24 protein-coding genes and 1 pseudogene are annotated in these 25,118 nt (G+C 66.3%); 17 read left to right on the top strand and 8 right to left on the bottom strand.

Annotated features, from left to right (window positions below; all coding sequences use genetic code 11):
* Positions 1-44 precede the first annotated feature (44 nt).
* Complete coding sequence (locus EDF24_RS13000; RefSeq protein WP_243698316.1) at positions 45-1,220, bottom strand: LCP family protein; 1,176 nt, start codon at positions 1,218-1,220, stop codon at positions 45-47.
* Positions 1,221-1,981: 761 nt separating this feature from the next.
* Between EDF24_RS13000 and EDF24_RS19700 the strand changes: the two are divergent.
* Positions 1,982-2,218 (top strand): annotated as a pseudogene (locus tag EDF24_RS19700) (MaoC/PaaZ C-terminal domain-containing protein); the annotation flags it as partial.
* A gap of 139 nt (positions 2,219-2,357) precedes the next feature.
* On the opposite strand, the gene EDF24_RS19540 reads toward EDF24_RS19700, so the two are convergent.
* Positions 2,358-2,591, bottom strand: a complete 234-nt coding sequence (locus tag EDF24_RS19540; RefSeq protein WP_243698315.1) for a hypothetical protein — start codon at positions 2,589-2,591, stop codon at positions 2,358-2,360.
* A 360-nt stretch (positions 2,592-2,951) separates the two neighbouring features.
* Between EDF24_RS19540 and EDF24_RS18925 the strand changes: the two genes are divergently transcribed.
* The 3 genes from EDF24_RS18925 to EDF24_RS19695 are packed head-to-tail and all read left to right on the top strand — an operon-like array spanning position 2,952 to position 4,175.
* Positions 2,952-3,257: an IS3 family transposase gene (locus EDF24_RS18925; protein ID WP_148070891.1), complete on the top strand. Its 306-nt coding sequence runs from the start codon at positions 2,952-2,954 to the stop codon at positions 3,255-3,257.
* Positions 3,258-3,310: 53 nt separating this feature from the next.
* Positions 3,311-3,739 (top strand): hypothetical protein, encoded by a 429-nt coding sequence (locus EDF24_RS19225; RefSeq protein ID WP_165931434.1) that lies wholly within the window; start codon positions 3,311-3,313, stop codon positions 3,737-3,739.
* Positions 3,740-3,749: 10 nt separating this feature from the next.
* Entirely contained in the window at positions 3,750-4,175 is a 426-nt protein-coding gene (locus tag EDF24_RS19695) for a winged helix-turn-helix domain-containing protein (RefSeq protein WP_123703310.1), read from the top strand.
* A gap of 1,036 nt (positions 4,176-5,211) precedes the next feature.
* Here the strand turns inward: EDF24_RS19695 and EDF24_RS12980 are convergent.
* The 5 genes from EDF24_RS12980 to EDF24_RS12960 all read right to left on the bottom strand — a co-directional run bounded on the left by EDF24_RS12980 (position 5,212) and on the right by EDF24_RS12960 (position 10,450).
* The gene (locus EDF24_RS12980) at positions 5,212-7,539 is read right to left on the bottom strand and encodes a sulfatase-like hydrolase/transferase (protein ID WP_123703308.1); all 2,328 of its coding nucleotides are present in this window, start codon (positions 7,537-7,539) and stop codon (positions 5,212-5,214) included.
* Positions 7,540-7,689: 150 nt separating this feature from the next.
* Positions 7,690-8,361, bottom strand: coding sequence for a GAP family protein (locus EDF24_RS12975; protein ID WP_123703306.1), 672 nt, complete (start codon positions 8,359-8,361; stop codon positions 7,690-7,692).
* Positions 8,362-8,394: 33 nt separating this feature from the next.
* Positions 8,395-8,652, bottom strand: coding sequence for a DUF6458 family protein (locus EDF24_RS12970; protein WP_123703304.1), 258 nt, complete (start codon positions 8,650-8,652; stop codon positions 8,395-8,397).
* Between the two features lie 47 nt (positions 8,653-8,699).
* Entirely contained in the window at positions 8,700-9,557 is an 858-nt protein-coding gene (locus tag EDF24_RS12965) for a mechanosensitive ion channel family protein (protein WP_165931460.1), read from the bottom strand.
* Between the two features lie 68 nt (positions 9,558-9,625).
* Complete coding sequence (locus EDF24_RS12960; protein ID WP_260233440.1) at positions 9,626-10,450, bottom strand: alpha/beta hydrolase; 825 nt, start codon at positions 10,448-10,450, stop codon at positions 9,626-9,628.
* A gap of 787 nt (positions 10,451-11,237) precedes the next feature.
* Here EDF24_RS12960 and EDF24_RS19645 point away from each other — a divergent pair.
* The 11 genes from EDF24_RS19645 (at position 11,238) to EDF24_RS12900 (ending at position 21,737) form a co-directional block, all read left to right on the top strand.
* Positions 11,238-12,014, top strand: coding sequence for an SHOCT domain-containing protein (locus tag EDF24_RS19645; protein WP_311316808.1), 777 nt, complete (start codon positions 11,238-11,240; stop codon positions 12,012-12,014).
* Positions 12,011-12,445 carry a DUF6325 family protein gene (locus EDF24_RS12945; RefSeq protein WP_148070890.1) on the top strand — a complete coding sequence of 145 codons (435 nt, stop codon included), beginning with the start codon at positions 12,011-12,013 and terminating at the stop codon, positions 12,443-12,445. The genes EDF24_RS19645 and EDF24_RS12945 overlap by 4 nt, the downstream gene beginning before the upstream one ends.
* A gap of 12 nt (positions 12,446-12,457) precedes the next feature.
* Complete coding sequence (locus EDF24_RS12940; RefSeq protein ID WP_123703291.1) at positions 12,458-12,766, top strand: SHOCT domain-containing protein; 309 nt, start codon at positions 12,458-12,460, stop codon at positions 12,764-12,766.
* 41 nt (positions 12,767-12,807) lie between these two features.
* Positions 12,808-13,305, top strand: a complete 498-nt coding sequence (locus tag EDF24_RS12935) for a general stress protein (protein WP_123703289.1) — start codon at positions 12,808-12,810, stop codon at positions 13,303-13,305.
* A gap of 41 nt (positions 13,306-13,346) precedes the next feature.
* Complete coding sequence (locus tag EDF24_RS12930) at positions 13,347-13,841, top strand: DUF1269 domain-containing protein (protein WP_123703287.1); 495 nt, start codon at positions 13,347-13,349, stop codon at positions 13,839-13,841.
* Positions 13,842-13,868: 27 nt separating this feature from the next.
* Complete coding sequence (locus EDF24_RS12925) at positions 13,869-15,233, top strand: hypothetical protein (RefSeq protein ID WP_123703285.1); 1,365 nt, start codon at positions 13,869-13,871, stop codon at positions 15,231-15,233.
* A gap of 36 nt (positions 15,234-15,269) precedes the next feature.
* On the top strand, positions 15,270-16,409 hold the full coding sequence (locus tag EDF24_RS12920) for an AI-2E family transporter (protein WP_123703284.1): 1,140 nt from the start codon (positions 15,270-15,272) through the stop codon (positions 16,407-16,409).
* The gene (locus tag EDF24_RS12915; protein WP_123703282.1) at positions 16,406-17,083 is read left to right on the top strand and encodes a GAP family protein; all 678 of its coding nucleotides are present in this window, start codon (positions 16,406-16,408) and stop codon (positions 17,081-17,083) included. Before EDF24_RS12920 ends, EDF24_RS12915 begins: the two co-directional genes overlap by 4 nt.
* A 47-nt stretch (positions 17,084-17,130) precedes the next feature.
* Positions 17,131-18,738, top strand: coding sequence for a SulP family inorganic anion transporter (locus EDF24_RS12910; RefSeq protein ID WP_243698313.1), 1,608 nt, complete (start codon positions 17,131-17,133; stop codon positions 18,736-18,738).
* A gap of 189 nt (positions 18,739-18,927) precedes the next feature.
* Positions 18,928-21,438 carry a LuxR C-terminal-related transcriptional regulator gene (locus EDF24_RS12905; protein ID WP_123703278.1) on the top strand — a complete coding sequence of 837 codons (2,511 nt, stop codon included), beginning with the start codon at positions 18,928-18,930 and terminating at the stop codon, positions 21,436-21,438.
* A 95-nt stretch (positions 21,439-21,533) separates the two neighbouring features.
* Positions 21,534-21,737 (top strand): hypothetical protein, encoded by a 204-nt coding sequence (locus tag EDF24_RS12900; protein ID WP_132048893.1) that lies wholly within the window; start codon positions 21,534-21,536, stop codon positions 21,735-21,737.
* Between the two features lie 436 nt (positions 21,738-22,173).
* Here EDF24_RS12900 and EDF24_RS19220 read toward each other — a convergent pair whose 3' ends face one another.
* Positions 22,174-22,341, bottom strand: a complete 168-nt coding sequence (locus EDF24_RS19220; protein ID WP_165931458.1) for a hypothetical protein — start codon at positions 22,339-22,341, stop codon at positions 22,174-22,176.
* A gap of 493 nt (positions 22,342-22,834) precedes the next feature.
* Here EDF24_RS19220 and EDF24_RS18915 point away from each other — a divergent pair, with 493 nt between their 5' ends.
* On the top strand, positions 22,835-23,530 hold the full coding sequence (locus tag EDF24_RS18915; protein WP_148070889.1) for a hypothetical protein: 696 nt from the start codon (positions 22,835-22,837) through the stop codon (positions 23,528-23,530).
* Positions 23,527-25,116, top strand: coding sequence for a glycosyltransferase family 39 protein (locus EDF24_RS12890; RefSeq protein ID WP_148070888.1), 1,590 nt, complete (start codon positions 23,527-23,529; stop codon positions 25,114-25,116). Before EDF24_RS18915 ends, EDF24_RS12890 begins: the two co-directional genes overlap by 4 nt.
* Positions 25,117-25,118: the final 2 nt, after the last annotated feature.

The following is a 25,118-nucleotide window of genomic DNA, read 5'->3' as shown; positions in this document are numbered from 1 at the left end:
CCATACGTGGACGGGCCGTTTCCACGATGTTGCCTCCTGACCGATCACTTCTTCGCGGCGCAGGTCACCGTGTTCGCGCTCTGGCCGGAGACGCTGTCCGGCAGCTGCGCGGCAGGAGCGGACGATCCGGGCGACACCGAGGCCCCCGTCGAGGCGGAGGCCGAGGCCGACGCGGCCGCTGACGGTCCGGCCGACGCCGACGGGTCCCGGACGGCCGAACGCCCGAGGCTGCCCGCACCGAGCACGACGGCCTGGTTCGCCTGCAGCACCCCGTTCAGCTGCGCTGCCGCGCCCTGCGCCACCAGCACGCGCGCCGAGTCGTCCGGGTCGTCGACGACCGGGTACTGCACGAACACCATGTTCGACAGCCCGACGGTGTTCACGGCGAGCGCGATCCGAGCGAGGGTGCCAGGATCCGACAGCGTGTCGGACAGCGTCATGTGCCGGAAGGCCGTGTTCGCCAGCCGGAGCACCTTCGCCGGATTCGTCAGTGTGCCCGCAGAGACCGCCTGTCGCGCGAGGGCGGACATGAACGTCTGCTGGTTGCTGATCCGTCCGAGGTCGCTGTCGTCGCCGACACCGTGCCGGGAACGGAGGAACGCGGCCGCCTCGGCGCCGGACAGTGTCCGGTTCCCCGCGGCCAAGTCGAGCGCCGGTGTGACGTCGTCATCGTGGATCGGCGTCGCCAGGCACACCTCGACGCCACCGACCGCGTCCGCCATCGCGACCACGCCGTCGAACGTGATCTTGCCGGCGTAGCCGATCTGGAGCCCGGTGAGCCGGCTGATCGTGCTCGCCACACACGCGAGCCCGTGCTGCTCTCCCCCTCGTCCCAGCGCAGTGTTCAGCATCGCGGCGGACGAGGCGGGTGTCACGGCGCCGGAGTCGTTCGTGCACGCGGGAATCGGGAGCACCAGGTCGCGCGGGAAGCTGACGACCGCCATGTTCGTGTGGTCGGCGGAAATGTGCACGAGGATGTTGGTGTCGTTGTTGCCGACACCCGTGCTCGCCCGCCGGTTCGCCGCGTCGTCGAACCCGGCCCCCTGCCCGTCACGAGTATCCGTCGCGACGAGGAGCATGTTCACCTCCCCGGACTGCGCCGTGAGTTCCGGGGCGGCGTTCGCCGTCTCGCGCCCTCCGGGCATCGCGAGCGACACCGTCGGGGTCGCCGCCTGCAGGACCTGCCAGGTCGCGATCGCCGCGACCGAGCCCGTGCTCACCAGAACGACCACCACGGCCGTCGTGATCACCGAGAGCGCGGGACCGACCGTTCCGCGCCTCCGGAGCCGTCCGTGCCGGACCGGCCGCTCGCCCCCGCGTGGCTCGGCGGTGTGCTCGTGCCCCATGGCTTCCCCTCCGTCGCCACGGCGACCATCGCCGTGGACCTGCATCCTGCCGGACTGGAGGCTCGTGGCAGGGCCGCCACGCGCCTCCAATCTGATGAGAAACCATCCAGGACCACGGCTCGCGCTCCCGACACCAACCAGCGCCTCGGCGCATGAGATACCGCGTGCTCGCCCAGCGTGCGGTTGTGTCGCTGCCCTCTTCGCACGCTTACCGGATGCGCTTCCCCGCCCTTGCGAGTTCGATGCCTTCCTGGCCGCGACACCGGGTCGTTCACCCCGGTCGACCGTAGGTTCCGGCTCGACGCGGCCCCGACGCCGAGCACGACTGCAGCCGTCGCGGTGGGCTTGCCGGCTCGGACGAGCGCCACAGCCCGTCACTAATATTCAAGGGAAAACGGTCGTGGCTGGCCGGAGCTTCTCAGAACGGACCCGATCGGCCACCGGACCCTCTCACCGAAGCGCTGCTTTCAGAACGCGACCGCAACCACCCGATGCTCTCGGAGCTGCGCCGCGGCTGACCGGAGGGGCAAGCCGCCCGGTAGACGATCCTCCTGCGGGCAGCGACAACCCGCCGCCTCCCGTCTTGTGTCAGTTGCACCCCAGCGCCGGCGGGGCAACAAGGCAGAGTGGAAGGCATGCCCGATTTCGCTCGACCTGCTGCTGACCGGTACTTCGAGGACTACCTCCCCGGCATCGACGTCCGGTACGGCGCACAACGGGTCGAACAGAACGACATCCTCCGCTTCGCCGCCGAATTCGACCCGCAAATGATCCACACCGATGCCGAGAGGGCCACGTCCGGCCCATTCGGAGGACTCATCGCCTCCGGCTGGCACACCGCGGCGCTCATGATGCGAATCTTCGCAACGTCGTTCCTGACGTCCCCGGGTCGTACTACCTCGAAGCGAGCAGAGAGCACTCTTGGCTGGGACCGGGCGCCTTTCGTTCCGTGTCCAGCGGAAACCCATCGACGCCGCGGTACGAAGCGACCAGCAACGATGCGGGCGCCGATTACAGGCTGGCAGCCACCAGGAGTGCTGCGACGAGCACGAGGAGGCAGATGGTGGGGAACAGCCCAATGGCGATGGCTCCTTTCGCTGCATCACGAAGCGATCCGCGCTGCCCTCGCGTCGCGTGCAGCCATCGTGCAATGAGCACAACGATGACCAGCTCCGCCATCGCAACGGGAACTGCCCACAGCCAGTCCGCCGGGCCCACAAGTGCGAAGACGGTGAAGAAGAGCACGGCGAGCACCACTGATGCCGCACACAGCGCATAGCCTCGTGAGCGCGTCGGCGCTGAGTTCCCGTATGTCGGTTTCACGATCCCCTCCGCCCAGATCCGGCGTTGACGGTAACGCTCGTCCCGTTGGAGGAGGAGCGCCGTTCCTCATTCTTGCTCTCCACGGGGAAGAGTCCGGCCGCCCGTTGCGGGTGAACTTCGCTCGGGTAAGTGGCTACATCTGCCGCGAGATGCGGGGCGGAGGGGCCCGTTTCGCGGGCCTCACCCGTATCGGGTGAACCGACCGTGGCGACACAATTCCTGCCTGAATAGGGTGGCAACCGATGGTGCGCACCCTTCGCGCGTGGCTGATCACTACCCGAGATGAACTACGGCGTCTATGGCGCCCGGAAGGTGCATGCGCAGCTCCACCGGGAAGGCCACCAGATCGCCCGCTGCACGATCGAACGGTTGATGCGGATCACCGAACTGGCGGGAGTGTCCAAGCGGAAGGGACCAAAGACCACGGTCCCGGGTCCGGTCAGGGATCGGCCGGCGGATCTGGTGCAGCGGGCGTTCACCGCATCGGGTCCGGACCAGCGCTGGGTCGCGGACATCACCTACATCCGTACGTTCTCGGGCTGGGTCTACGCGGCGTTCGTCACGGACGTGTCTCCCGCCGCATCATAGGCTGGCAGCTATCGAAAAACCTGCGCACCGACCTCGCCCTCGACGCCCTCGAGATGGGGATCTGGACCCGCCAACGCGAAGGCCACGACCTGTCGAACCTGATCCATCACAGCGACCGTGGTGTGCAATATCGGGCCATTGGGTACTCGGACCGGCTCGCCGAAGCCGGCGCGGTCGCGTCTGTCGGCTCCAAGGGCGACAGCTACGACAACGCCCTCGCGGAAGCGGTGAACTCGATCTTCAAAGCCGAACTCATCCGCAACCGCGGACCCTGGCGCGGCATCGACGACCTCGAGATCGCGACCATGGAGAACATCGACTTGGTTCAACCAGCGCCGCCTCCACGGCGAACTCGGCATGGTCCCACCCGTCGAGTTCGAGCCGAACCACTATCGGCACAAAACCGCTCCGGCTACCGTCGAAGCGGCACTACCGAGCCTCCACTAAACCCGGGGCGGAACGGTGGCGTATGTCGGGGGTGATGGGTATTTAATGAATCGGTATCGACGTGCACGCGCAGCGGTTGGTCGTTCAGGCCCGAATGGGTATATCGAGGAGAGCGACCATCAGGGTCGGGGCGCCGTGAGAACTTCGGCGTTCCAATTGGTGCTGCCTGCCGTCCGGCAATCAGGGTCGTCGCGGCAGGACCGGGTCGAGCAGCTCATTCGGGATGCGATTGCGGACGGGGCCCTTGTCGACGGGGATCAGTTGCCGCCGTACCGGGTCGCGGTGACGACGTCGGCGTTGAGCGCTAATACGATCCTGAACGCGTATCGGACCCTGATCGCTGAGGGTATGGTGCGATCGGTGCCCGGTCACGGCTACTTTGTCGGCGGACAGGTCCGCTACTGCGACTTCTTCGTTCATCCTGCTTCAGCAGCGGGCTCTGCCGGCCGACGACGACCGCCTAATACGTGACCGCAGCCAACCGTTCCATCGTAGAAGCCGCCCTCCAGATCATGGGAAGCCTTGCCGACGGCGGCGAGTGAGCATTCTGCATCGAGGGGGGGGCTCACACTGTAGGAGCGCGGCGCCGTCAAGTTTGACGAACTGTGCTCAATCTCACTGCCGTGACGTCGGCTCTTCCCGTCGATAGCACCATGGTTCCCTCTCGATAGCCGATCCCCTTCCGGGACGGACTCGGCTCGAGGAGTACCCCTCACGTGTGGCTATCCTCGATGTCCTGCACGGTTGCTTTCATGCTGTCGCGTAGCGCTCTGGTGTGGATGGTGGCGCAGCCGCGAGTGCCAGGCAGTCAGACAACCCCGTTGGGCTCTCCGTTCAACTCCCACGGATCATTCTGGACTTGCATATTCACGAGATGAGGTTCGGGTGAGTCATCCTGGACGCGATGTTCATCGATGGGTGGCAGTACAACCATCGGCTCGCGTGGCCGATGGTGTGCTCATTGAAGAAGCGCTCGTAGGGTGTTGGGCCGACAGGAGGAGCGTGTCCCACCGACCGTGATGTCCCTCCTCGACGGGCACCACACCATGGAACGGCGTCGGATCTCCCATGATGAGTCCGAGCTTCCGAGTCAAAGGCATTGCTATGCCTCACGCAGTCGTGTACGTTACTCCCTCCCACTCATTGGCATCAGGCCGTGCAACCAAGCTCACCGGGGAGCCGGAGGTGATCAGTGACCGGCGATCGAAACGGACCAGCGTCCAGGGCCGGCCGACGATGTACTTCAGAATGCCGTCCGCAGTGCGCAGCATCTGTTGGGCGAACTCACCGTGACCGACCCGTACGGGTGGCCTCCTGGGGTGGTGTCGACTGGATGACAATCGTGACGAGATCACGGTTCTTCCGCCATCTTGCGCCGTGACTTAGCTTCACTTCCATCACCCGGCTCGCCTCCTTCTTCCACCGCACTACCACCGCAATTGATGATCGGGAGCCGGGCCAGGGAAGCTCTTAGGCGGTACAACTCCCTGGCCCGGCTCCTTGGTGGTTACTCTCGGGCGAGCATGCCGCGGGCCTCGATCTCCTCGTTCACGTAGTGGTCACCAGCGACGTCGACCGTGACGTGGTCGATCGTGAACCCGTGCGTCGGGAAGTCAGCGCCGTATGCCTGACTGACCGGATCGGCTGAGTCTCGTCCGACGGCCAGCCCTTCGCCGGCGAGGGCGAACTTTCCCGGTTGCGTGCGGAGCATCGCTGACGCGACGTCGTCGCCGTCTACCCGGACGGTGACAGTGCCGTTCGCGACCCCCTGGGGTTCCTCGTGCTCCTTGTCGAACGCGACTTCGATCGTTGTCGTCCCGAGGGGAACGGTGGTCTCAGCTGCGGCGGTGGTCTCGTCGATCCCGAGGAAGTTGTAGACGTAACGAAGCTTCCCGTCCGCCAGGTACAACGCGTGACCGCCGAAGCGGCTGCCTTGGGCGAGCACGATCCCGGACGCATCCTGGTCCGTGACGTCGATGACCGCGCGGAGCGTGTAGGACCGGTTCCGGATGTTCGGTGCGACACCTTCTGGGATCTCGGCCGTGCCCGGGTAATAGGTGTACGCAGTGCGAGGTGCCGAACCGCTTGGTCGTTCTTCGACGAGGCGCTCGCGCGCGGTCCTGTCGTCGAGGGGGAACACGTTGTTCCTACCGGCGATAGCGAACCACATGCCGACCATCTCTTGAACCCGATCCGGATACTGATCGGCGACGTCGTGCATCTCGGCACGGTCCGTCTCTGTGTGGTACAGCTCCCAAACGTCTTGACCGAAGTGGCCCACGCCGGACAGGGGGCCGTGCTGCGCGACGAGCTTCCATCCGTCGTGGTACAGCGCCCGGCTGCCGAGCATCTCGTAGTACTGAGTACGGCGGCGGCTCGCGGCGGTTTGATCGGCGAAGGTGTACTCGATGGACTCGCCCTGGATCGGCACCTGCGGGTAGCCCTTGACGTACTCGGGTGGCGTGATGCCGAGGCAGCTGTAGATGGTCGGGACGATGTCGATCGCGTGGTGGTATTGGTCGCGATTTTGCCCGGCGACGTCCCTCATCCGGTTCGGCCACGCGATGATCAGGGGATCGGCGATGCCGCCCTCGAGCGTGTACCGCTTGAACATCTTGTACGGGGTGTTGAAGGCGACCGCCCAGCCCGTCGGGTAGTGGTTGTAAGTCTCCGGGCCGCCGAGCTGATCGACCTTCGCGAGGTTCTCCTGCAGGTCGTCCGGCCAGCTGTTGAAGAACTTGTTCTCGTTCACGGAGCCGTTCGGGCTTCCCTCGCCGGAGGCGCCATTGTCAGAGCACACGACGATGATCGTGTCGTCGAGCTGCCCAGACTGTTCGAGGTAGTCGAGCAGGCGGCCGAGTTCGTGGTCGGTGTAGCTGGAGAACCCGGCGTAGACCTCGGCCATCCGGACGAACAGCTGCTTTTCGTCGTCGGAGAGTTCGTCCCACGGACGGACCTCGTCGGCCTCGGCGATGACCTCCGGGGCGGGCCACGGGTTGATGGGTGCCATCTCGGTGTCTGGCGGGACGATGCCGAGTTCTTTCTGCCGTGCAAGTGCGCCTTCGCGGTACAACTCGTACCCGTCGTCGAACACGCCCTTGTACCGGTCCGACCACTCGATCGGGGCGTGATGCGGCGCGTGGTTCGCGCCGAACGCCAGGTAGGTAAACCATGGCTTCTCCGGAGCGACCTGCTTGCCGTCGCGGATGAACTCAATCGCTTTGTCGACGAGGTCTGCGGACAGGTGGTAGCCGTCATCGGGCTTCGCTGGTTGGTCGACGGCGTGGTTGTCGTAGACGAGGTCCGGGAACCATTGGTTCGTCTCTCCGCCGAGGAACCCGTAGTAGCGCTCGAAGCCGCGGCCGAGAGGCCAGGTGCGCCGCGAGCTCGACATGTTCGACTCGCTCTCCGGTGTCAGATGCCATTTGCCCACGCAGTAGGTGTTGTAGCCCTCTTCGAGCAGGGTCTCCGCGATCGTGCCGTTCTCGGGCGGGATCACCGCAGATTGCCCGGGGTATCCTGCCGCTCCTTCGACGATGCACGCCATCCCGTTCGAGTGGGCGTTCCTTCCCGTGAGGAGGCTGGACCGTGTCGGGGAGCACAACGCGGTCGTGTGCCAATTCGTGTAACGGAGACCGAGTTCAGCGATGCGCGAAAGGGTCGGCATCTTGATACGACCGCCGAAGACGTCCCATGCTGCGATGCCGGTGTCGTCCCAGATCACGTAGAGCACGTTCGGCGCGTCGGCGCGGGCCTTGGGCGGCTGGAACGGCTCCCAGTCCGGGACTGAGTCCCGAACGTCCATGTTGATGACGCCGCGGAATGGCTGCGACATGTGTCACTCCTCACTGGTCGGATCGTCGGCACAGTTCAACGTCCGTTCGGACGGGCTAGCCAACCTCGTCATTCACTGTCCGCGTGTTGCGAAGACGATCCATCGCCCGAACCGGGTGAACTCGACGGCACCGCTCATGCGCACCGAGGCTTACACCAGGGCCAGACCGTTGCCGACGATGACTACTCCGACGAGGAGCAGGACGACGACCGCGACGATGTGGCCGTTTCGCCGGATCCATCGGTCGGCGTTCTCAGCCCATCCTCGTGCCTCTTCTCGGCGCAGCAATGTGATGGCGACTGGTCCGAGAACCGTGCTCGTTCCGATAACGACAACGGCGCCGACGGTGACTGCGCTGCCCCAGACGGAGAGCTGTGCCGCCGCGATCATCAGTGCGAGTGCGGTCGTCAGCAGGAGAGACTTCGGCCGCAAGTTCATTGCGATACCAACGAGTCCCGCGAGAAGGGAAGGTGCTCGTGTCAGTGCGGCAGACAGCCGTCTGATAACCGAGTGAAGGATCCCGCCCTGCGGGCGGTGGCGAATCGAGCGGATCCCGAGAGCCACGACCACGACGCCGATGCAGATCTCCGCCCATCCTTGAACAGCTGACCCGCGCAGGAGCCCGTCGTTGTTCGGCGCGGGGATGAGCAGGACGAAGGCGGCGAGGAAACCGGCCATCCCGAGGACATACCCTGCCGCGAAGCACGTCGGTGCCCACCGCCTCGGATTCCGAATGATGAGGGTGAGGCTGGTGACGATCGGTACGGAGCTCATCGCGAGTGCGACAGCGAGGGGCAACGTATGGCCGAGTACCGCGAGCATGCGGCTCCTCGTCACTCTTCGGACGCTGCTGCGCTAGTTCTCCGGTCCGCCTTCTTCAACGATCCTTCGCGTGACACGTTCCCCGGTGACCGGATCGACGTCGACGACGTACGTCGATTCGTAGCGACGGCGGCGTACCCGGCTGATGATGCCGAACACGAGGACGAGGAGACCGGCGGCGAGCAGGATGTACCCGATGAGGCGGATATCAACGCGTGCAAGCTGAAAGTTGAACGCGAAAGCCATGATCGCGCCAACGACCATGAGGAAGATTCCGCCGCCGATGCTCATTTTCACTCCCGTGATGTTCGTGATCTGGTGGTGTCACGGAACTCCGGTTATTGGTCGGGTGCCTCGCCCGGGCGGGGTGAAATCGGGGGGATGGGACGGACCCAGTCGACGGCGTGGGGCCGGTGTGAGGACACCCACGCGTCGGGTTGCTGACTGTTGAGAGCGTCGAGCACTGCGTTCACCGCTGCGCTCCGAGCTGCCTCGCGGTCGACGTAGCTTGTCCAGAACCGGACAGAAGCGTCGACTTGCCTCGGCCCGGCCGTCTCCAGGAGCGTCTCGGGGAGCCGCTCGTTTCGGTGCGGGATCGAGAGGACTGCGTCGTGAATCGTTTGAAGCACCGCGTTCGCAGACATGTCCGAAGTGACGCGGACCCAGATCTCGTTGCGTACTGCGCCGGATTCTGTGGAGTTCACCAACGGTCGTTGGAGCAGGAGCGCGTTCGGCACGCGAATGGTGTCACCTTCCGATGTGAGCAGGAGCACGGTGCGGCCGGTGAGTTCAATGATGCGGCCCTGTCGACCGTCCACCTCGATGGTGTCGCCCATGCGGACGGGACGTCGGGCCTGGATCACGAGTCCCGCGCCGAAGTTGGCCGCGATTCCGCGCAAGGCGAGGACAGCGACCGTGACGACGATGATGACTGCGGCAAGCACTGGTTGAAGGGGCGCCCCGAGGACGGAGAGGACGATGCCGACGGTGAGGAGCAGGATGCCGTACCGAACCAGGCGGGAAAGCAAGTTGGTCGATTCTGCACCGAGACCACTCCAACGTTCGAGGAGCTTACGAGTGCCTTTTCGCGCCCAGATGGAAGCCATCCACCCGAGGACGACGACCACGGCCGCGAGGACGACGTCCCAAACGTTGAAGGACGACTCCTTCAGCAGTTGGTTCAGAAAGTCCTGCATGTGTGTCCTTTCCTCAGCGCAACCGGCGGGCCGCCTCATTGGTGGTCGCGGTGGTTTACAGGCAGCGGCTAGGTTCCGGGAAGGGGAATCGTTCGCGACCACCGGCGGATGGCCGTGTACGCGTGCTCTCGGACTGACGGTTCGGAGAGCATGACGTCGTGTACGGCGTTGTGAATGCGGACCACGCTGACGTCGTCTCCGAGGGACAGCGCGCGTTGGGCGACGGCGTCGACGTTGAGTGCGACATCCGCGTGCGCCATCGCGTCGCTCCAGCGAGGAGACAGGAGGCTCTGCGAGCTGAGGAGCACGAGCGTTGGGGTCGTCGTGCGCAGCCCGCGCGATATCGCGTCTTGGGCGTCGAATACCGCGGCGAGCCAGCCGGGGTGCAGTGGGAAACCCCGTTCGGGGCGCCAGTGTTGGTCGTAGCTCCAGGTTCCCTCTGCGCCGTTGGAGATGGTGCGGGTGTAAAAGCCGGGGTCGATGGTCGGCATGGGCGCGAGCGGGTTCCGACGCGCACCGAGTCGAATCAGCGGCGCAAGGAACTCCCGTCCGAGGGCGGTGGCCTGAAACTCGAGCCAGGGACTGTTGAGGATCAAGCCGGCGGCGGTCCCTGGATGCCGAGCGCTCCACAGCGCGAGGATGAGTCCGCCGGTGGAGTGCCCGAGCGGGATGAGCCGTCGATGTCCACGTGCGTCCTCGCCGTGACCCATGGCGTGGAGTGCCGCGGCGATGTCCTCGTCGTACGTCCCCAAGTCGTCGACGTAACCGGGGGTCTGATGTGGGAGCAGGCTCCGGCCGTACTTCCGGAGGTCCAAGGCGAAGAAGCGTGCGCCGAGGGCTTCGAGGTGCTCCGCCAGCTCACGTTGGAAGAAGTAGTCCGACCACCCGTGCACGTAGAGAACATCGGCTCCGCCCAGTGGACGTCTGTCGGAGCGATGTCGTAGCCCGGTCCGCCACCGTCCTGGCAGCCGATGCGTCGCGGTTCGGCGGACCAAAGTCGCGATGACGGCCCCCTCGTCATCGTCGTCGAGCTGCAGGGGCATCGACTCGAAGTCAGTCCCGAGGACGTCTGATGTCCACGACCCCCGTTGCCGCTGTCGTGTCGGACGCGGAGAGCGGTTAGTTTGTCTCACGCTCGGTGTCGCGGCGTAGTGCTCGTGGACAGAGGCTTCGGGGGCACGACGGAGGTGCGGGTGGGAAGGGCCCCGTCGATGCGAGGCACCGGGACGACCGTGATCTTGATGGTCGGGTCGTCCTGCCGGGCTCGGTCCGGATGCAGTCTGTCGCTCATCTGGTGGCCTCCTCGCGATCGTGTGATGTCGCAAGTTCACGCCGGTGTGACCGCTTCCTGCATCGCCCAAACCGGGCGAACCCATCGCTGACGTCGTTTGGCCTGAGGAGGCTCCCTCCACCGAGCAGCACGCTGGGGAGGAGCAGGAGCGACATCATCGCAGCGCTGTCGGAACCGGTGTACGCCAGAGATCCGTCCGCGTTCGCCGGTTCCCCTGAGCCCCGGCCGACGACGGCACCGGCGGCGCGGTGGAATTCCGTGTCCGTGTCGATGCGGGTGTCAATGCGGGCGTCGGTGTCGGTGTCGGAACGGGTTTGAGCGTGCATGTGATCGTGATGGTGACGAGCTGGACAAGTGGGACGGGCTGGCCCGCGACGGTCGCCTGAAGGATGGTGACGGGTGGCCGGCGTTACGGCGCGGGACGTTTCGCCGTAGCTTCCGTCGTCGCCGCCCTCGCTGACGACACAGGCACCGCCAACCGGGACTCCATCGACTCGTGCCGCGTACTCGTTCTCGACGACCAGTTCAAGCCGCGCATCTGCGCCGAGCTTGAGGGCACTGGCGACCACCGCGCATCGGACGTCGGCGCCGAATTCGTCCGGTCAGATGCCACGAGACGGCACACACCCGCGTCGCGCGAGCGGGATCACGGCCCCTCAACCACAGATCGCCCGATCCGGGTGGTGCCGCGCATGTTCCCTCGCCGTAGACCGGACACCACACCGATAGAAGGGAACATCGCAATGGACTTCTGGTACTGGTTCTGGTCGATCCTCTGGTACAGCCTGCTGGGATTCGCGTTCATCGCGTCGCTGTTCGCGATCTTCGCCGTTCTCGCGGACCTCGTCAGGGACCGAACATTGAACGGTTGGTACAAGGCCATCTGGATGTTCTTCCTGGTGTTCGTACCGTTCCTCACGGTGTTCGTCTACTTCATTGCACGAGGCCGAGGCATGGCCGACCGGCAGGCAGGGGCCGCCGACAAGCAGAAGCAGGCCACGGAGGGCTACATCCGCCATGTCGCCGGATCGTCACCCGCGGACGAGATCGCCAAAGCTCGGACGCTGCTCGAGAACGGTGCAATCACGCAGGCGGAGTTCGAAGCAATCAAGTCCACGGCACTCGGCACCTCCCGTCAGGCCCCCTCGACGCACGCGGCGGTGTGACGGTGACAGCTTTCGACTTCGGCCCCGCCGAGGTGTACATCATTCGATACCCGGGCGTTCTGCCTGACCCAGGAGTGCTCGAAGCACTCGCGGCCCTGGTCGCGGACAGCACGGTACGACTCCTCGACATCCTCGTCGTCTCCCGTGCCGTCGACGGCGCCGTGTCAGTCCTCGAGATCGACGATCTCCCGACCGACGGCGCACTCGGCGAAGTCACACTCGACGCCCGCGGCCTCGCCGGCAACGACGACGTCGACAGCATCGCCGACGGGCTCACCCCCGGCATGTCAGCAGCGATCGCGGTCATCGAACTGCTCTGGGCGAAGAACCTCGCGGAACGCTTCTCAGAGAGCGGCGGCGAACTGCTCGAGACCGTGCGCGTACCGGCCCCAGAACTCAACGAGCTCGCCGCGGCAGCACACATCAAGTGAAAGGGGCAGGACATGCCATTTCGGAGATTCGGAAGACCCGGCCTGCTCGGCCTCGCCGCTCGAACGGCCGTCGTCGCTGGAACGGCCTCAGCGGTCGGCGGCGCGGTTGCGACCCACCAGCAGGAAAATGCGCAACGCCGCGAGGAAGCGAACGCATACGAACTCGAACAGACCATCCCGACCTCGCAAGTTCCAGCACCCTCCCCACCCGGCCCGACCGATCTGATGAGCGAACTCGACCGCCTCAGTGCACTACGCCAGCAGGGTCTGCTCAGCGACCAAGAGTTCACGGCGGCGAAGCAGCGCCTGCTCGCGCCGTAGCCACACCCACGCACTACCCACTCGGAAGAAGGCAGGAAACCATGACCACCACCACAACCTCCGACTCCACCATCGGCGTGTTCGCTTCTAGCGACGAGGCTCTCGCCGCGGTGCAGACCCTCAAGGAAGCCGGCTACGGCGAGGATGTCGTGTCCGTCGTCGGGAAGGGCGTCAAGGACGAGAAGACCGTCCACGGCTGGATCCCCGTCGGCAACCAGGCGGGATCGTTCGGCGGGTGGGGAGCGCTCTGGGGTGCCCTGACCGGCTGGCTGCTCCTCGGGTTTGTGTGGCTGCCGGGCATCGGTTGGGTTGCTGCGGCGGGCTGGCTGGCGAGCACACTGGTCGGTGCCGGCATCGGTGCGGGTCTCGGTGCACTGGTCGGCCTGGCCGTCCCCGAGGAGGAGATTCCGCAGTACGAGGACGACCTCAAAGCCGACCGGTACCTCGTGATCGTCCATGGCGACGCGGCAACGGTCGAGAAGGCGCATCAGCTTATCACTGACGCCGCACCCCTGCGAGCCAACCGCTACAGCGCGTAGAGACCCTCGTCTCCGTCGCTCGCAATCGAAGGGTTCAAACAATGTCCGATCTCATTGTCATCTCGTTTAACGACGAAGCGGAAGCCGTCGCGGCGTACGAGGAAGTGCAACGGCTGCAGGAGGATCTCGTCGTCGAGCTCGCCGGAGTCGCGCTCGTGCGTGCCGATTCCGAGGGCAAGACCCACGTCGAGACACCCGGGCCGGCCGGCAAGGTCGGGGTGGGAGTCGGCACGGGTGCGCTCTTCGGCAGCCTGCTCGGCCTGCTGTTCTTCGTCCCGTTCTTCGGATTCGTCATCGGCGGCGCGCTCGGCGGGCTCATCGCCGGACTCGACAAGACGGGGCTCAACGCTGAGTTCCGGGACCGGGTGAAGTCCGCCGTCGCGGACGGGCGCTCGGCCGTCGTCCTGTACGCGACGAAGATCACCGAGGACAAGTTCGGTGAGGCGCTCCGCGGGTTCGGCGGCACCATCGTGCAGACGTCCCTGTCCGAAGCTGACGAACACGAACTCGCGCACGACATGACCGCGAGCCGGTAACCGGGTCCGCAGCGGACGGGATCACCCATGAGCACCGACGCCGAGGCCGAACTCGCGGCACTCCGGGTCGAGAACGCCCGGTTGCGGGCGGAGCTCGACGCGGCGACGGGGCCCGACCGGCCGGCTCCGGCCCGCCGGGGTCGGGCATGGGTGATCCCGTCGGCTGCGCTCATCGTCATCGGGGCGATCCTCGCCCCGGTCGCCGTGGTGAGCGCGTGGGCAGACCGGCAGCTGACCTCCACCGAGGCCTTCGTGCAGACCTTCGCGCCGCTCGCCCGCGACCAGGCCGTGCAGAGCCTGGTGGTGAGTCGAACGATCGACGCGGTCGACGAGCAGCTCGACGTCCGCGCCCTGACGAAGACGGTGTTCGACGGTGTCGGCCAGCTCGATCTCCCGCCGCGTGCCGCCCAGGCACTCTCAACCCTGCAAGCCCCGGCGGCGGCCGGCGTCGAGGAGCTCGTCCACCAGACCGTGCGGCGGTTCGTCGCGTCCGATGCGTTCGCGGAGCTGTGGCAACGGCTGCTCCGAACCGGCCACACCCAGATGGTGGGGGCCCTGAGCGGTGACGACCGGGCGGCGGTGACGATCGCGGCGGACGGCTCGATCGGGATCCAACTCGGGCCGATCGTGGCCGAGGTCAAGGAGCGGCTCCTCGACCGCGGCATCTCATTCGCGTCCCGTCTCCCCGAAATCGACCGCACCATCGTCGTGGCGTCCTCGGACGCAGCCGTCCGCGCGCAGACCGCGTACGCGCTCGTGCAGGTCACCGCACTGTGGCTCCCGTGGCTCGTCGTCGCCTGCATCGGTGTCGGGGTGGTGATGGCCCGTCGACGGTCCCGAGCGCTCGCGCTGGCCGCCGTCGGTATCGCCGTCGCGATGCTCGTGACCGTGCTGGGTGTCGCGTTCGGCCGCATCGTCACCGTCCGGGCACTCGCTCCGGACCTCATGCCGAGGAACGCCGCCAGGGCCGTGTACGACGCGGCGGTCGCCTTCGTCCTGAGCGCCTCGATCGCCGTCACCGTGCTGGCGCTGTCGGTCGCCGTGGTCGCCTGGTTCTCGGGTTCGTCCCGTCCCGCCGTCCGGGTCCGCGGAGGGTGGAACCGGTTGGCCGCGGCCGCGCGGGGCAGCGCACGAGCCCACGGGGTCACCACCGGACGGGTCGGCGAAGCCGTGTACCGCTGGCGGCTGGTGCTGCGGACGCTCATCGCGCTCGGAGCGGCGGCGGTCATCGTCCTGCACCGGCCACTGCAGCCGGCACTGATCGTGTGGACCCTCGTCGGAGGGCTCGTCGCGGTAGCGACCGTCGAGCTCGTCTCGCGCCCACCCGGCCCTGCCGACACGGCCGGAGTCCCTCCGGACGACGCCGTCCCCGCCGCGCCGGTTCACCCCTGACCGGTACCAGCGCCGACGAACCACGAGGAGACCACCGTGTTGTGGAGAAGACGCAATCACGACACCGCGCCGGTGCCGCCGGCCGCGGACGCGGCCCCGCGCTCGCCGGACGACCGCGCCGGTCTCGGCCGCGGCCTGCGCACCGTCATCGGCCTCGCCTGCGCCGTCGTCGTCGCGTTCGGTTGTGCGCGGTTCGCCCCGATCATCGGCCCGACCGTCCTCGCGCTCGTCGTCACCATCTGCGTGCAACCGGCTCGGGTCTTCCTCGAACGCCTCGGGTTCGCCCGGAGCCTCGCGTCAGCGGTCGTGATCGTCATCGTGCTCGTGGTCACCGTGGCGTTCACCGCCGCGCTCGTGATCTCTCTCGCGCAGTTCGCGACGCTGTTCCCGCAGTACTCCGACCAGTTCGCCGATCTCGAGCAATCGGTCGCCAACGGCCTGGAATCCCTCGGCGTGGGACCGGAGCAGGTCGCAGCGGTCTTCGCCACCTTCGACCCGGGGAAGATCGTCGGCGTGGTGTCCGGTCTCATCGGGAGCGTCTTCGGGTTCGGCTTCTCCACCTTCCTCGTGCTGTCACTCATCGTGTTCATGACCCTCGACGCCGGCTGGGGACACCTCATCGCGGGTCGGCTCCGACCGGCGCGTCCCGGCCTGGTGGAGGCACTGGTCGCGTACACGGTGAGCGTGCGCCGGTACATGCTCGTCACGGCGCTGCTCGGCGCAGCGGTGGCGGCGCTCGACGCGCTGGCGCTGGTGGTCCTCGGGATCCCGGGTGCGCTGCTCTGGGGTCTGCTCGCCTTCATCACCGGGTTCATCCCGAACATCGGCTACTGGATCGGCCTCATCCCCCCAGCGTTCCTCGCACTGCTCGCGTTCGGGTGGCCGACGGCCCTCGCGGTGATCGTCGTCTACGCGGTGATCAACGGTGTCATCCAGTCGGGCCTGCAGCCGCACATCACCGGCTCCGCGGTGTCGTTGAACCAGACGATCTCGTTCCTGTCCGTGGTCGTGTGGTCGGCGCTCCTCGGGCCGCTCGGCGCGATCCTCGCGCTCCCGCTCACGCTCCTCGTCCGCGCGCTCCTCGTCGACGCGAACCCGGACGCACGCTGGATGCGCCCAGCGCTCGGGGACCTCTCCGGGGTCACACCCGCCAAGCGACGCCGACCAGAGCGATGAACGCTGCAACGCTGATTGGTGAACTCCTCCCACAAGCGGTCACGATCGCGATCAGTCCCATACCGGTGATCGCAGTCATCGTGATGCTCCGCACACCGCAAGCATCTCGAGTAGCGGGAGCTTTCGTCGGAGGGTGGGTTCTTGGGGTCCTCCTGCTTCTCACGACGGCAACCATCCTCGCCTCTGCCATAAACACCGTCAGCGAGGACGCATCCCGGCCGATCATCGGCACCCTCAAGATCCTGTTCGGCGCAACGCTCATTGCACTGGCCATCCGGCAGATCCGCCCGCACGGGGCAACAGGATCAGCCCAGGGGCCCCCGCCTTGGCTCAGGACGGTTGAGGCGTTGAAACCCTGGAGGACGACCGGAATCGGACTCGCCCTGGCGTCCGTCAACCCGAAAAACCTCCTGTCGGGTTGCGCCGCGGGTTTGACGATCGGCACGAGCAACGCTGCGATCGGAACGGAGGTTTGGACGATCGGTGTGTTCGTCGCGGTGGCATCAACGACAGTCGCGGGTCCGATCGTGCTCTCCCGGATACTTGGTCGCCGGGCAGACGGGCCGCTGGACCAGATGCGGGTTGAGCTGTCACGCCAGGCCACGGCGATCATGACCGTGCTTTTCCTGATCAGCGGAGTCATCAACATCGGCAGAGGGATTGAGAGTTTCTAATGCGAGTACTTGCCGGGCTCAGCGCGGGTAACTGGCGCACAGAGGCGTTGGCTGGCGTCACCCTCGCTGCCATCGCGATCCCACTCAACATCGGCTACGCGCAGATCGCAGGACTGCCGCCGACCGCCGGTCTCTACGCACTCATCGTGCCTGCCGTGCTGTACGCCCTCTTGGCCTCGAGTCGACAGCTCGTCGCCTCGCCGGACGCAGCCGCAGCGGCGCTCGTCGGGTCCTCGCTCACCGGATTGGTCGCGGCGGACAGCGACACGTACCTGCAACTCGCGTTCGCCCAGGCATTGATCGGCGCGGTGATGTTCGCGCTGTGCGCCGTCCTCAAGCTCGGGTTCCTCGCGAACTTCCTGTCCGCGCCGATCCTCGTCGGGTTCGTCGGCGGCCTCGCGCTCGACATCCTCGTCAGCCAGCTCGCGAAAATGCTCGGCGTCCACATCGACAGCGGCGGCGAGTTCGTGGAGAAAGCCGGTCAGCTGCTCACCGGACTCGGCGGGACCAACCTCTGGTCCGTCCTGATCGCTGTCGCCTCCATAGCGGTGCTCCTCATCGGACGCAGGCTCCGCTCAGTGCCGTGGGCACTCGTGGTCCTCGTCGCGTCGACCGTCGCACTCGTCGTGTTCCACCTGGACGACGCCGGGGTGTCGATCCTGGGAGATGTGCCGGCCGGACCGCCAACCTTCACCTGGCCGCAGATCAGCTTGACGCAATGGTTCCAGGTGGTGCCGAGCGCGCTGGCCCTGACGCTCGTGACCATAGCCGAGGGACTCCTCGTGGCACGTCGTTACGCCGAGCGACACGGCTACCACGACGACCCGAACCGCGACCTGTTCGCGTTCGCCGCCGCCAACCTCAGCGCGGGGGTGACCGGCGGGTTCACCGTTGGCTCCTCCGCCTCGCGTACCGCTGCCATGGACCAAGCCGGATCGCGAACGCAACTGCCCGCCCTCGTCGCCGCGATCCTCACCTTTGTCGTCGTGTGCTTCGGCACGGCCCTCCTGCGAGACATCCCTTCACCGGCGATCGGCGCCATCGTGGCGGTCGCGGTCGTTCCGTTGCTCGGTCTGCGGGAACTCGCGCGTCTCTGGCAGCTCCGGCGCTTCGAGTTCGCCGTCGCGGCGGTGTGCTTCCTCGGGGCGTTGTTCCTCGGCCCGGTGATCGGGGTAGTCATCGCGTTCATCCTGTCTCTCATCGACGTGGTGCGCCGCGCCTCTAACCCGCCGGTCGACGTGCTCACTGGAGACGGAGAACCGCTCGACGCGTTCAGATCAGCGAAGGACGGCGTCTTCACCACGGCTCCGGGCGTCATCGTGCTGCGTTTCGCCGGACCGTTGTTCTTCGGCAACGCACAGCGCTTCGGTGATGCCGTGCGGGCCACCGTCGAGGCAGGCAGGAGCGAACACGTACGGCACCTCGTGCTCGACTGCGAGGCTGTGACGGGGGTGGACACCACAGCTGCAGACGTCATGGGCGACACGCTGGAATGGTGCCGGAATCAGAACCTGACCGTCTCCTACAGTCGGCTCCGCCCCGAACTGCAGGCGGAGCTCGAGGAATTCGCGCTCACCGGCGACGTGACGATCTACTCAAGCAACGCGGCGGCCGTCGCCGCCCTCACGACGTCCGGCCCGAACGACCGCGGGTGACGGAAACGGCATCGCCATCGCAGCCGGCACTGAGCGGCGAACACCTGCCCATCTCCAGGCAGCTTGGTCACCCAATATGGGTGAGAATCGTGCCCCGTTGCGGCGGGAAGCGGTGGAGCCTTACATCACCGGGCATACCGCTCTACTGTCGCAGGGAGATCAAGCCTTCTTCAGGGGAAAGGCGAGTCCATGCAGACAACCATCATGGCCCTCCGCGGAGATACGACGACGGGTCGCGCCCGAGTCCGACGGCGACGGCTCCTGACGCACCTGACGACATTCGGTGAGTCCGACCAACGGCTCCTCACCATCTGGGGACCAGGTGGCATCGGCAAGACAACACTGCTTGAGCAGTGGGAAGACATCCTCATCGCGCGCGGCGTCGTGGTACAGGTCATCCGCGAAGGAGCGCAACGTGACGTTCCCGGCGAGGCCGCCCAAACGTCATCGCCTCCTGGACTCCGGTGGGTGCTCATCGACAACGTGAACGCGCTTGTCGGAGGTCTCGGCGTCGCGCCGCTGGTGAACCTCGTCGCCGCGCTTCCGGAGACCGTCCGTATCGTGATGACGGGTCGGTACGCGCCCGACGGTTTCGCCGAAGTGATCGACGCTGCAGGTGGGGCGTTCTCCTTGCCCCACAAGGACCTCGCCTTCACTTCCGATGAGACTCTTGAACTCGCCCGACAGTGCGGTGTGCCTCTCAGCGTGAGTGACTCAGACATCCTCACCGCTCACGTCGGAGGATGGGCAGCTGGGCTCGGTTTGGCCATGCCGTACCTCGCCGCTGCGTCGAGCACGTCCGCGGCAATCCAGGAATTCGACGGCGACAATCACCAAGTCGCGGACTACCTTGTCCGCCGCATCCTCGACGGGTTGAACGACTCGGATCGCGAGGTGCTGATGCGAGCATCGGTGACGGAGGACGTGCCACTTGACCTTGCTGTGACGCTCACACGACGCCGCGACGCCGGTGCCGTCCTGCAACGCTTGAGTTCACGGCATATGTTCGTTGACGCTGACCGGCAGATCGACGGGTTCCGAATCCACCCGATCCTGGTCGGCTACATGCGGGCGGAGTATCGACGGCGAGATGAATGCGGGGCGATCCAGAACCACGCGGTGGCAGCGCGGTGGTACGAGGAGTCCGGTTCGCACGACGATGCGATGAAGCAAGCAATACAGTCCCGCGACGTCTCCATCCTCGCCGAGCAGCTGGAGCGCTCCGGACTGTTGCTGCTCATGCAGGGGCGCAGCGGCATCGTCGCCAAGGCATTGCGGAAGTTGGAGGGCACGTGCCCGTCCCTCCCGGTGGCAGTGATACGGCTCGCGATGGACGTGCCATCTTTCCCTGACCGCATCGGCGCGACAGATCACATGGCCACGATCAACCGATCGCTCAACGATGCGCCGGACGACGTCGCAGAACGGTGGCGACCGATCATCCGCACCATTTCGGCACTGTTGATCGTCGATCCGGTGGAAGCAGCAACAACGCTCGAGTCGCTCGGTACGTATCTGCGCACGACACCGCTGCCTTCGCTGCCTGCCGCGTTGGGCGTTCGACTCGCGATCGCACACTGCCTGATCGCGACGGACCGATTCGAGGACGCCGAAGCACTACTCCTTTCCGTGCAAGCCGCCGCACACCGAAGCGGGGCCGCGTGGGTGTTCCTCGTCGCCACCGATCTGGCAGCCACGCTCGCCGGCCGACGAGGTGACTGGCGAACGGCCGCCGTGCAAGAACAGCGAATGGCGGCAGTACCGTTCGACACGTCGCCGCCGTACAACCGCGCAACAGCGCGAGCCATGCTGATCAACACGCTGTGCTCCTATGAACGCTGCGAGCCGGTGTCGTTCAAGGCCGTCCACCAGATCGAGACGGCTGATCCCACAGGAACCGAGCTCGGTCTTGGGTTCGAAACGCGATCGCTGCTCCTGCTGCACGCGCTCGATGACCGACGGACAGTGCGGGAGGCGTTCCCACAGCTTCTTGACCTTGTCCGCACCGACGGCGCCGCTCATCCTCGTATCGTCGCTGCCGTTGCGCCCCGCCTCCACGAATGGTCAGGGGTTCTGCACGGCGCAGCCAGCGCCGCCGAGGTCCGCCGTCTGGTTTCCGGCATCCTCGGCAGCGACTCACTGGAGGTCCTGACGATGCGCGTTCGCGAGACGGTCGGAGGAGATCGGACGGCCGAGCACGCGCTCACCGAACGCCTGAGCTTCAAGGATGGCGCGTGGAACGGGACCTCCGTCGTGCAAGGACATCTGGCGGTTGCCGACCGAGCTTTGAGCAGCGGCCGAATGAACGACGCGGCAGACCAAGTACGCCATGCAATGGAAGTCAGCGAGCAGTACGGGTACGCGCGGGAGTTCCTCGCCTGTCAAGGACGGGGAGCAAGGATCGTGTTCGCCACCCAGGGACAACACGGCGGCGTTGAGCCTTACGCCGCCCATCTGCTCACGCTGTGCTCGGTCGCGGACATTCATCTCACGGACGGCGCCGCTTTCGTCCCGCTCACCCGGAAGGAGCGAGAGCTGCTCCTCGAACTCCCGGAGCATCAGACGGTAGGCGTCATCGCAGCGAAGCATCACCTCAGCAGCAACACGGTGAAGACGCACCTGCGGAGCATCTACCTGAAGCTGGCCGTCTCAGGTCGTGCCGATGCTGTCGCAGCAGCAAGGAAGCACGGGTTGATCTGAACTCGATGGCGTGCCCGGTCTCACCCGGAATGTGGGACGCGCCAACCAACCTCAGGTTCGACGATGGGATCGAGCCGGTTGGGAGGAATGGTCAAATGAGCCGTTACGAGTTCCGCTTACCGTACGCCATGTCGGAAACGCTCGCTGCAGCCTTCCCGGAGTTCGAACTGGTTCAGATCGGACCAGCGCAGACCCTGCTAACGGGATCCTTCGGTGATCCGACGGAGGTCCACGCGCTCCTCGAACGCGTGGGCGATCTCGGCCTGGAAATCTCCGAATTCCGTCGAACCGCCGAGTGATGGTTGGCGACACGGCCGTCACTCCCGCCACGAAAGACAATCTCTCGAACCCGAACTCAGCGGACTGCGATGACTTCACCTCAGCCGCCCCGGCACACGTCGGGCGCCGCACCCAAACCTTCGTCAAGCGACTACGCGCGCCTCGCCCTGTGCGGTGATGCCGGTGAGTCGGCGGGCATCGGTGAGGTCCGTGCCGGATGGCGACGAAGGAGTTGATTCGTCCCGGGCGGTGGCGTCTCTAACGTCACCCCGAGGCTCGCTCCCGTACACCGGCTGCTCCCTGCCGGACCCGCCTCGGCGCTGACCCACATCCGAGATGCCGCACAATGGGGGTAGGACGGCTGGTTACCGTCCTAGCGCCCGCGCCTTGAGTTTTCTGATCCTCGGTGCGGCGCGGCTGCCCGCTTTCACTTTCCAGCGAAAGCGGGCAGTACCCTCACGAGGCGTGGCAACGGCCTTCATGGAAGGCGATAGCGATGAGCCCCGCGACGGCGAAGTAGAGCAGCACGACGACGAGGGAGTCCATGCCCATCCCGGCGATGCGCAGCCTCGGTCGGAACATCAACCCGACCGCCGCGTAGACCAGCGTGAGGAGCGCCGCCACGGCGGTCAGCTAGATGTCGCTGGCGTTCGCCTGTGTGAGCAGATCCAGATGTGGCGGCACCGACGGTGATCGCGATCTCCGGCAGGTTCGTCGCCAGGAGGGCACGATGAGTCCGCCTGCCCGTAGCGCCCGGCTCGTATCCGTCGGTGAAGTTGGGGTTATCCCAGCGGATCCGTCCGCTCCGCGGGCACCAGAGGTGACATGCGCCACCGCCCGACCGTGCGGTGGGGCGGTGCCCGCCGGACGAGGGTCGCCACGACGGCGCCTTCGTCGTCGTCCTCGAGCGGTATCCGCAGCGCCTCGTAGCCCGGGCCCAGGACGTCGGGCGCCCAGTCCTCGGTCACCTCGTCACCTCGAAGGGAACACGACGAGGTCTCACAGCGCGGCGTTCGACAGCGCGGCGCCCGGACTCGTTGCACGCACGCAGCTCATTTCGGAGGCGTTCGACCAACGATGGGCTGGCGCGGTGCGCGATGGCGGCGGCACTCCGTGGGTGACTCTGCAGTTCGACACCGCGCAGCAGCGCGAAACTGGTCTGATAGCGATCGAGAATGGAGCGTTCGACGCTCGCCTTCGTCAATGGGCGAACAGCGTCCGCGAGTACGCAAGCCCACTCGTGGTCACGGTACTTCCGCAAGCCGACGCGGATTGGGCGGTCTCTTCAGCCGTCGCCGGCGGCGGCGTGCCTGCGGACGCATCGGCCGCCTGGCGACACGTGCGCGACCTCTTCGCAAAGGCGGGTGCCTCAAACGCTGCGTTCGCGTGGGCGCCTGCGCGAGCAGGGGACGACGAGCAATTCGCTCCTCCCAAGGGTTCGACGGACGCCGTCGTCGTCACGGAACTTCGGCTCAATGGAACCGCGTGGCCCAATGTCTCGTCCGCGCTCGACCTGGCAGCAGAAGCACACCCGGGCGCGCCGCTCATCCTGGTACTCGGCGCGGTGGGCGACTCGGTACAGAAGGCGACGTGGCTTCGGGACGCTCTCGCGCAGGCCGCTGCACGTCCGCGCGTCGAAGCGGTTGTGTACCACGAAGCTGCGCCAGGTTCCTCGGGCGACGACCCCGCGGAGGACTGGTCGGCATCGTCGGACCCTGCGACGACAAAGGTCATGCAGGCCTTCCTGCGGACGGCAGCCGACGGAGACGTGACCCGCAAGGCAGTCTTGAACGCAGCGGAGAGTGCGCGATGACCGCTGTCAGTGGGCGTCGCGTGCGCACCGTCGCCGCCATCGCAGGAGCCCGACGTCGGGAAGGCAGCGTCGTCGGTTCGGTGCGGGTTCCTGCCGTGCTCACCCTGGTGCTCGCCGCGCAGCTCCTCCTGCTCGAGACCCTCCGCAACGGACCGTTCCAGGACGAAGCGCTCTACATCTACGCCGGACACGACATCTGGGCTTCCTGGACAACAGGTAGCGCGCTGACGAGCGACTACTCGGGATTCTTCTCCGGACTGCCGTCGTTCTACCCCGTCATCGCCGCCGGACTCGACGCGGTCGGCGGTCTGGAACTCGCCAGGCTCCTCAGTACCCTCTCGGTGCTCTGGCTAACGGTCGTGGTGTACCTCGTGACCCGGAACCTCATCGGTGCGCGAAGCGGGTTGCTCGCCGCGGCCACATTCGCCGGGGAACCGTCGGTGCTCTTCATCGGGCGCCTCGCCACCTTCGATGCGTTCAGCCTCGCCCTTCTCGGTACCGGGCTGGCCATCGCAACGGCGACTCCGCGGTGGTGGCGCACGCTCCTGCTCGTCGCCGTGATCGTGGCGGCCCCGATCGCGAAGTACGCGACGGCTGCGTTCGTGCCCACTGCAATGGTGTTCTGTGTCGTCCTGCTGCTGCGGCGTGGAGATGCGCGTGCCTTGCGGACGCAACTCATCGTCGCTGGTGCGACGGGGGCGGTAGCGGCCGCTGTCGTCGGGATACTCGCCGTTGAGCAGCCGAAGCTCCTCGCCGGACTGTCTCTGACCACCACCAGCCGGACCGTGCTGCACCGAGAGTCCGCGTCGGATCTTCTCCTGCATGCCCTCCCGCTGTTCGGACCAATAGTGCTCGTGGCGACCGTCGGGCTGGCATGGATGTTCGTTCGGGCACGCTCCGCTGTACCCGGTGACCACCTTCGGACTCGGACTCGGACTCGGACTCGGCGCGGGCCATCGAGATCGCTCGGGAGTCTCGCACTCGCCACGATGCTCATCGCTCCCGTGTACCACGTCGCGACGGGCGAACAAGTGTCGTTCGACAAGCACATGGCCTTCGGCGTGCTGTTCGGAGCCTTCCTCATCGGGTACGCGCTCGAACGCACGACAACCACGCTTCAAATGTCGACCACGCAGATCGCAGCCTTCTCCATCGCCACACTCGTCCTGCTCACCGGCGTTGGACTTCGCGAAGCGAAGCAGCTGTACACAACATGGCCGGACGCCAGCGGCGCAGCGCAGGTCCTCCGGACCGTCGTCCGCTCCGATGACACGCGAGTATTGGCCGAGGAGATGGAGGTCCCACGGTACGAGCTCCGCGACATCGCCTCGGGGTGGCAGTGGACCGGTCTCGATGCATTCACGTACGAGTCGGAGGGAAGCGCGTTGAACGGCGACGCCGCTTACTCTGCGGCTGTCCGTGACCACTACTTCGGGGCGGTGGTCCTCCGATTCGGGCCAAGCGCCGCGACAGCAAGACGCATCAGGATGGAGCTCAAGGGCGATCGGACGTGGGAACGCCTACCCCGCGTGCAATTCTCAACGGCCTACGGTGACGGGGCATACGAGGTCTGGGTGCCACGCTGACT

Source organism: Curtobacterium sp. PhB130, assembly GCF_003755165.1.
Lineage (GTDB): Bacteria > Actinomycetota > Actinomycetes > Actinomycetales > Microbacteriaceae > Curtobacterium.
This window is presented reverse-complemented; position numbering and strand designations above follow the sequence as displayed.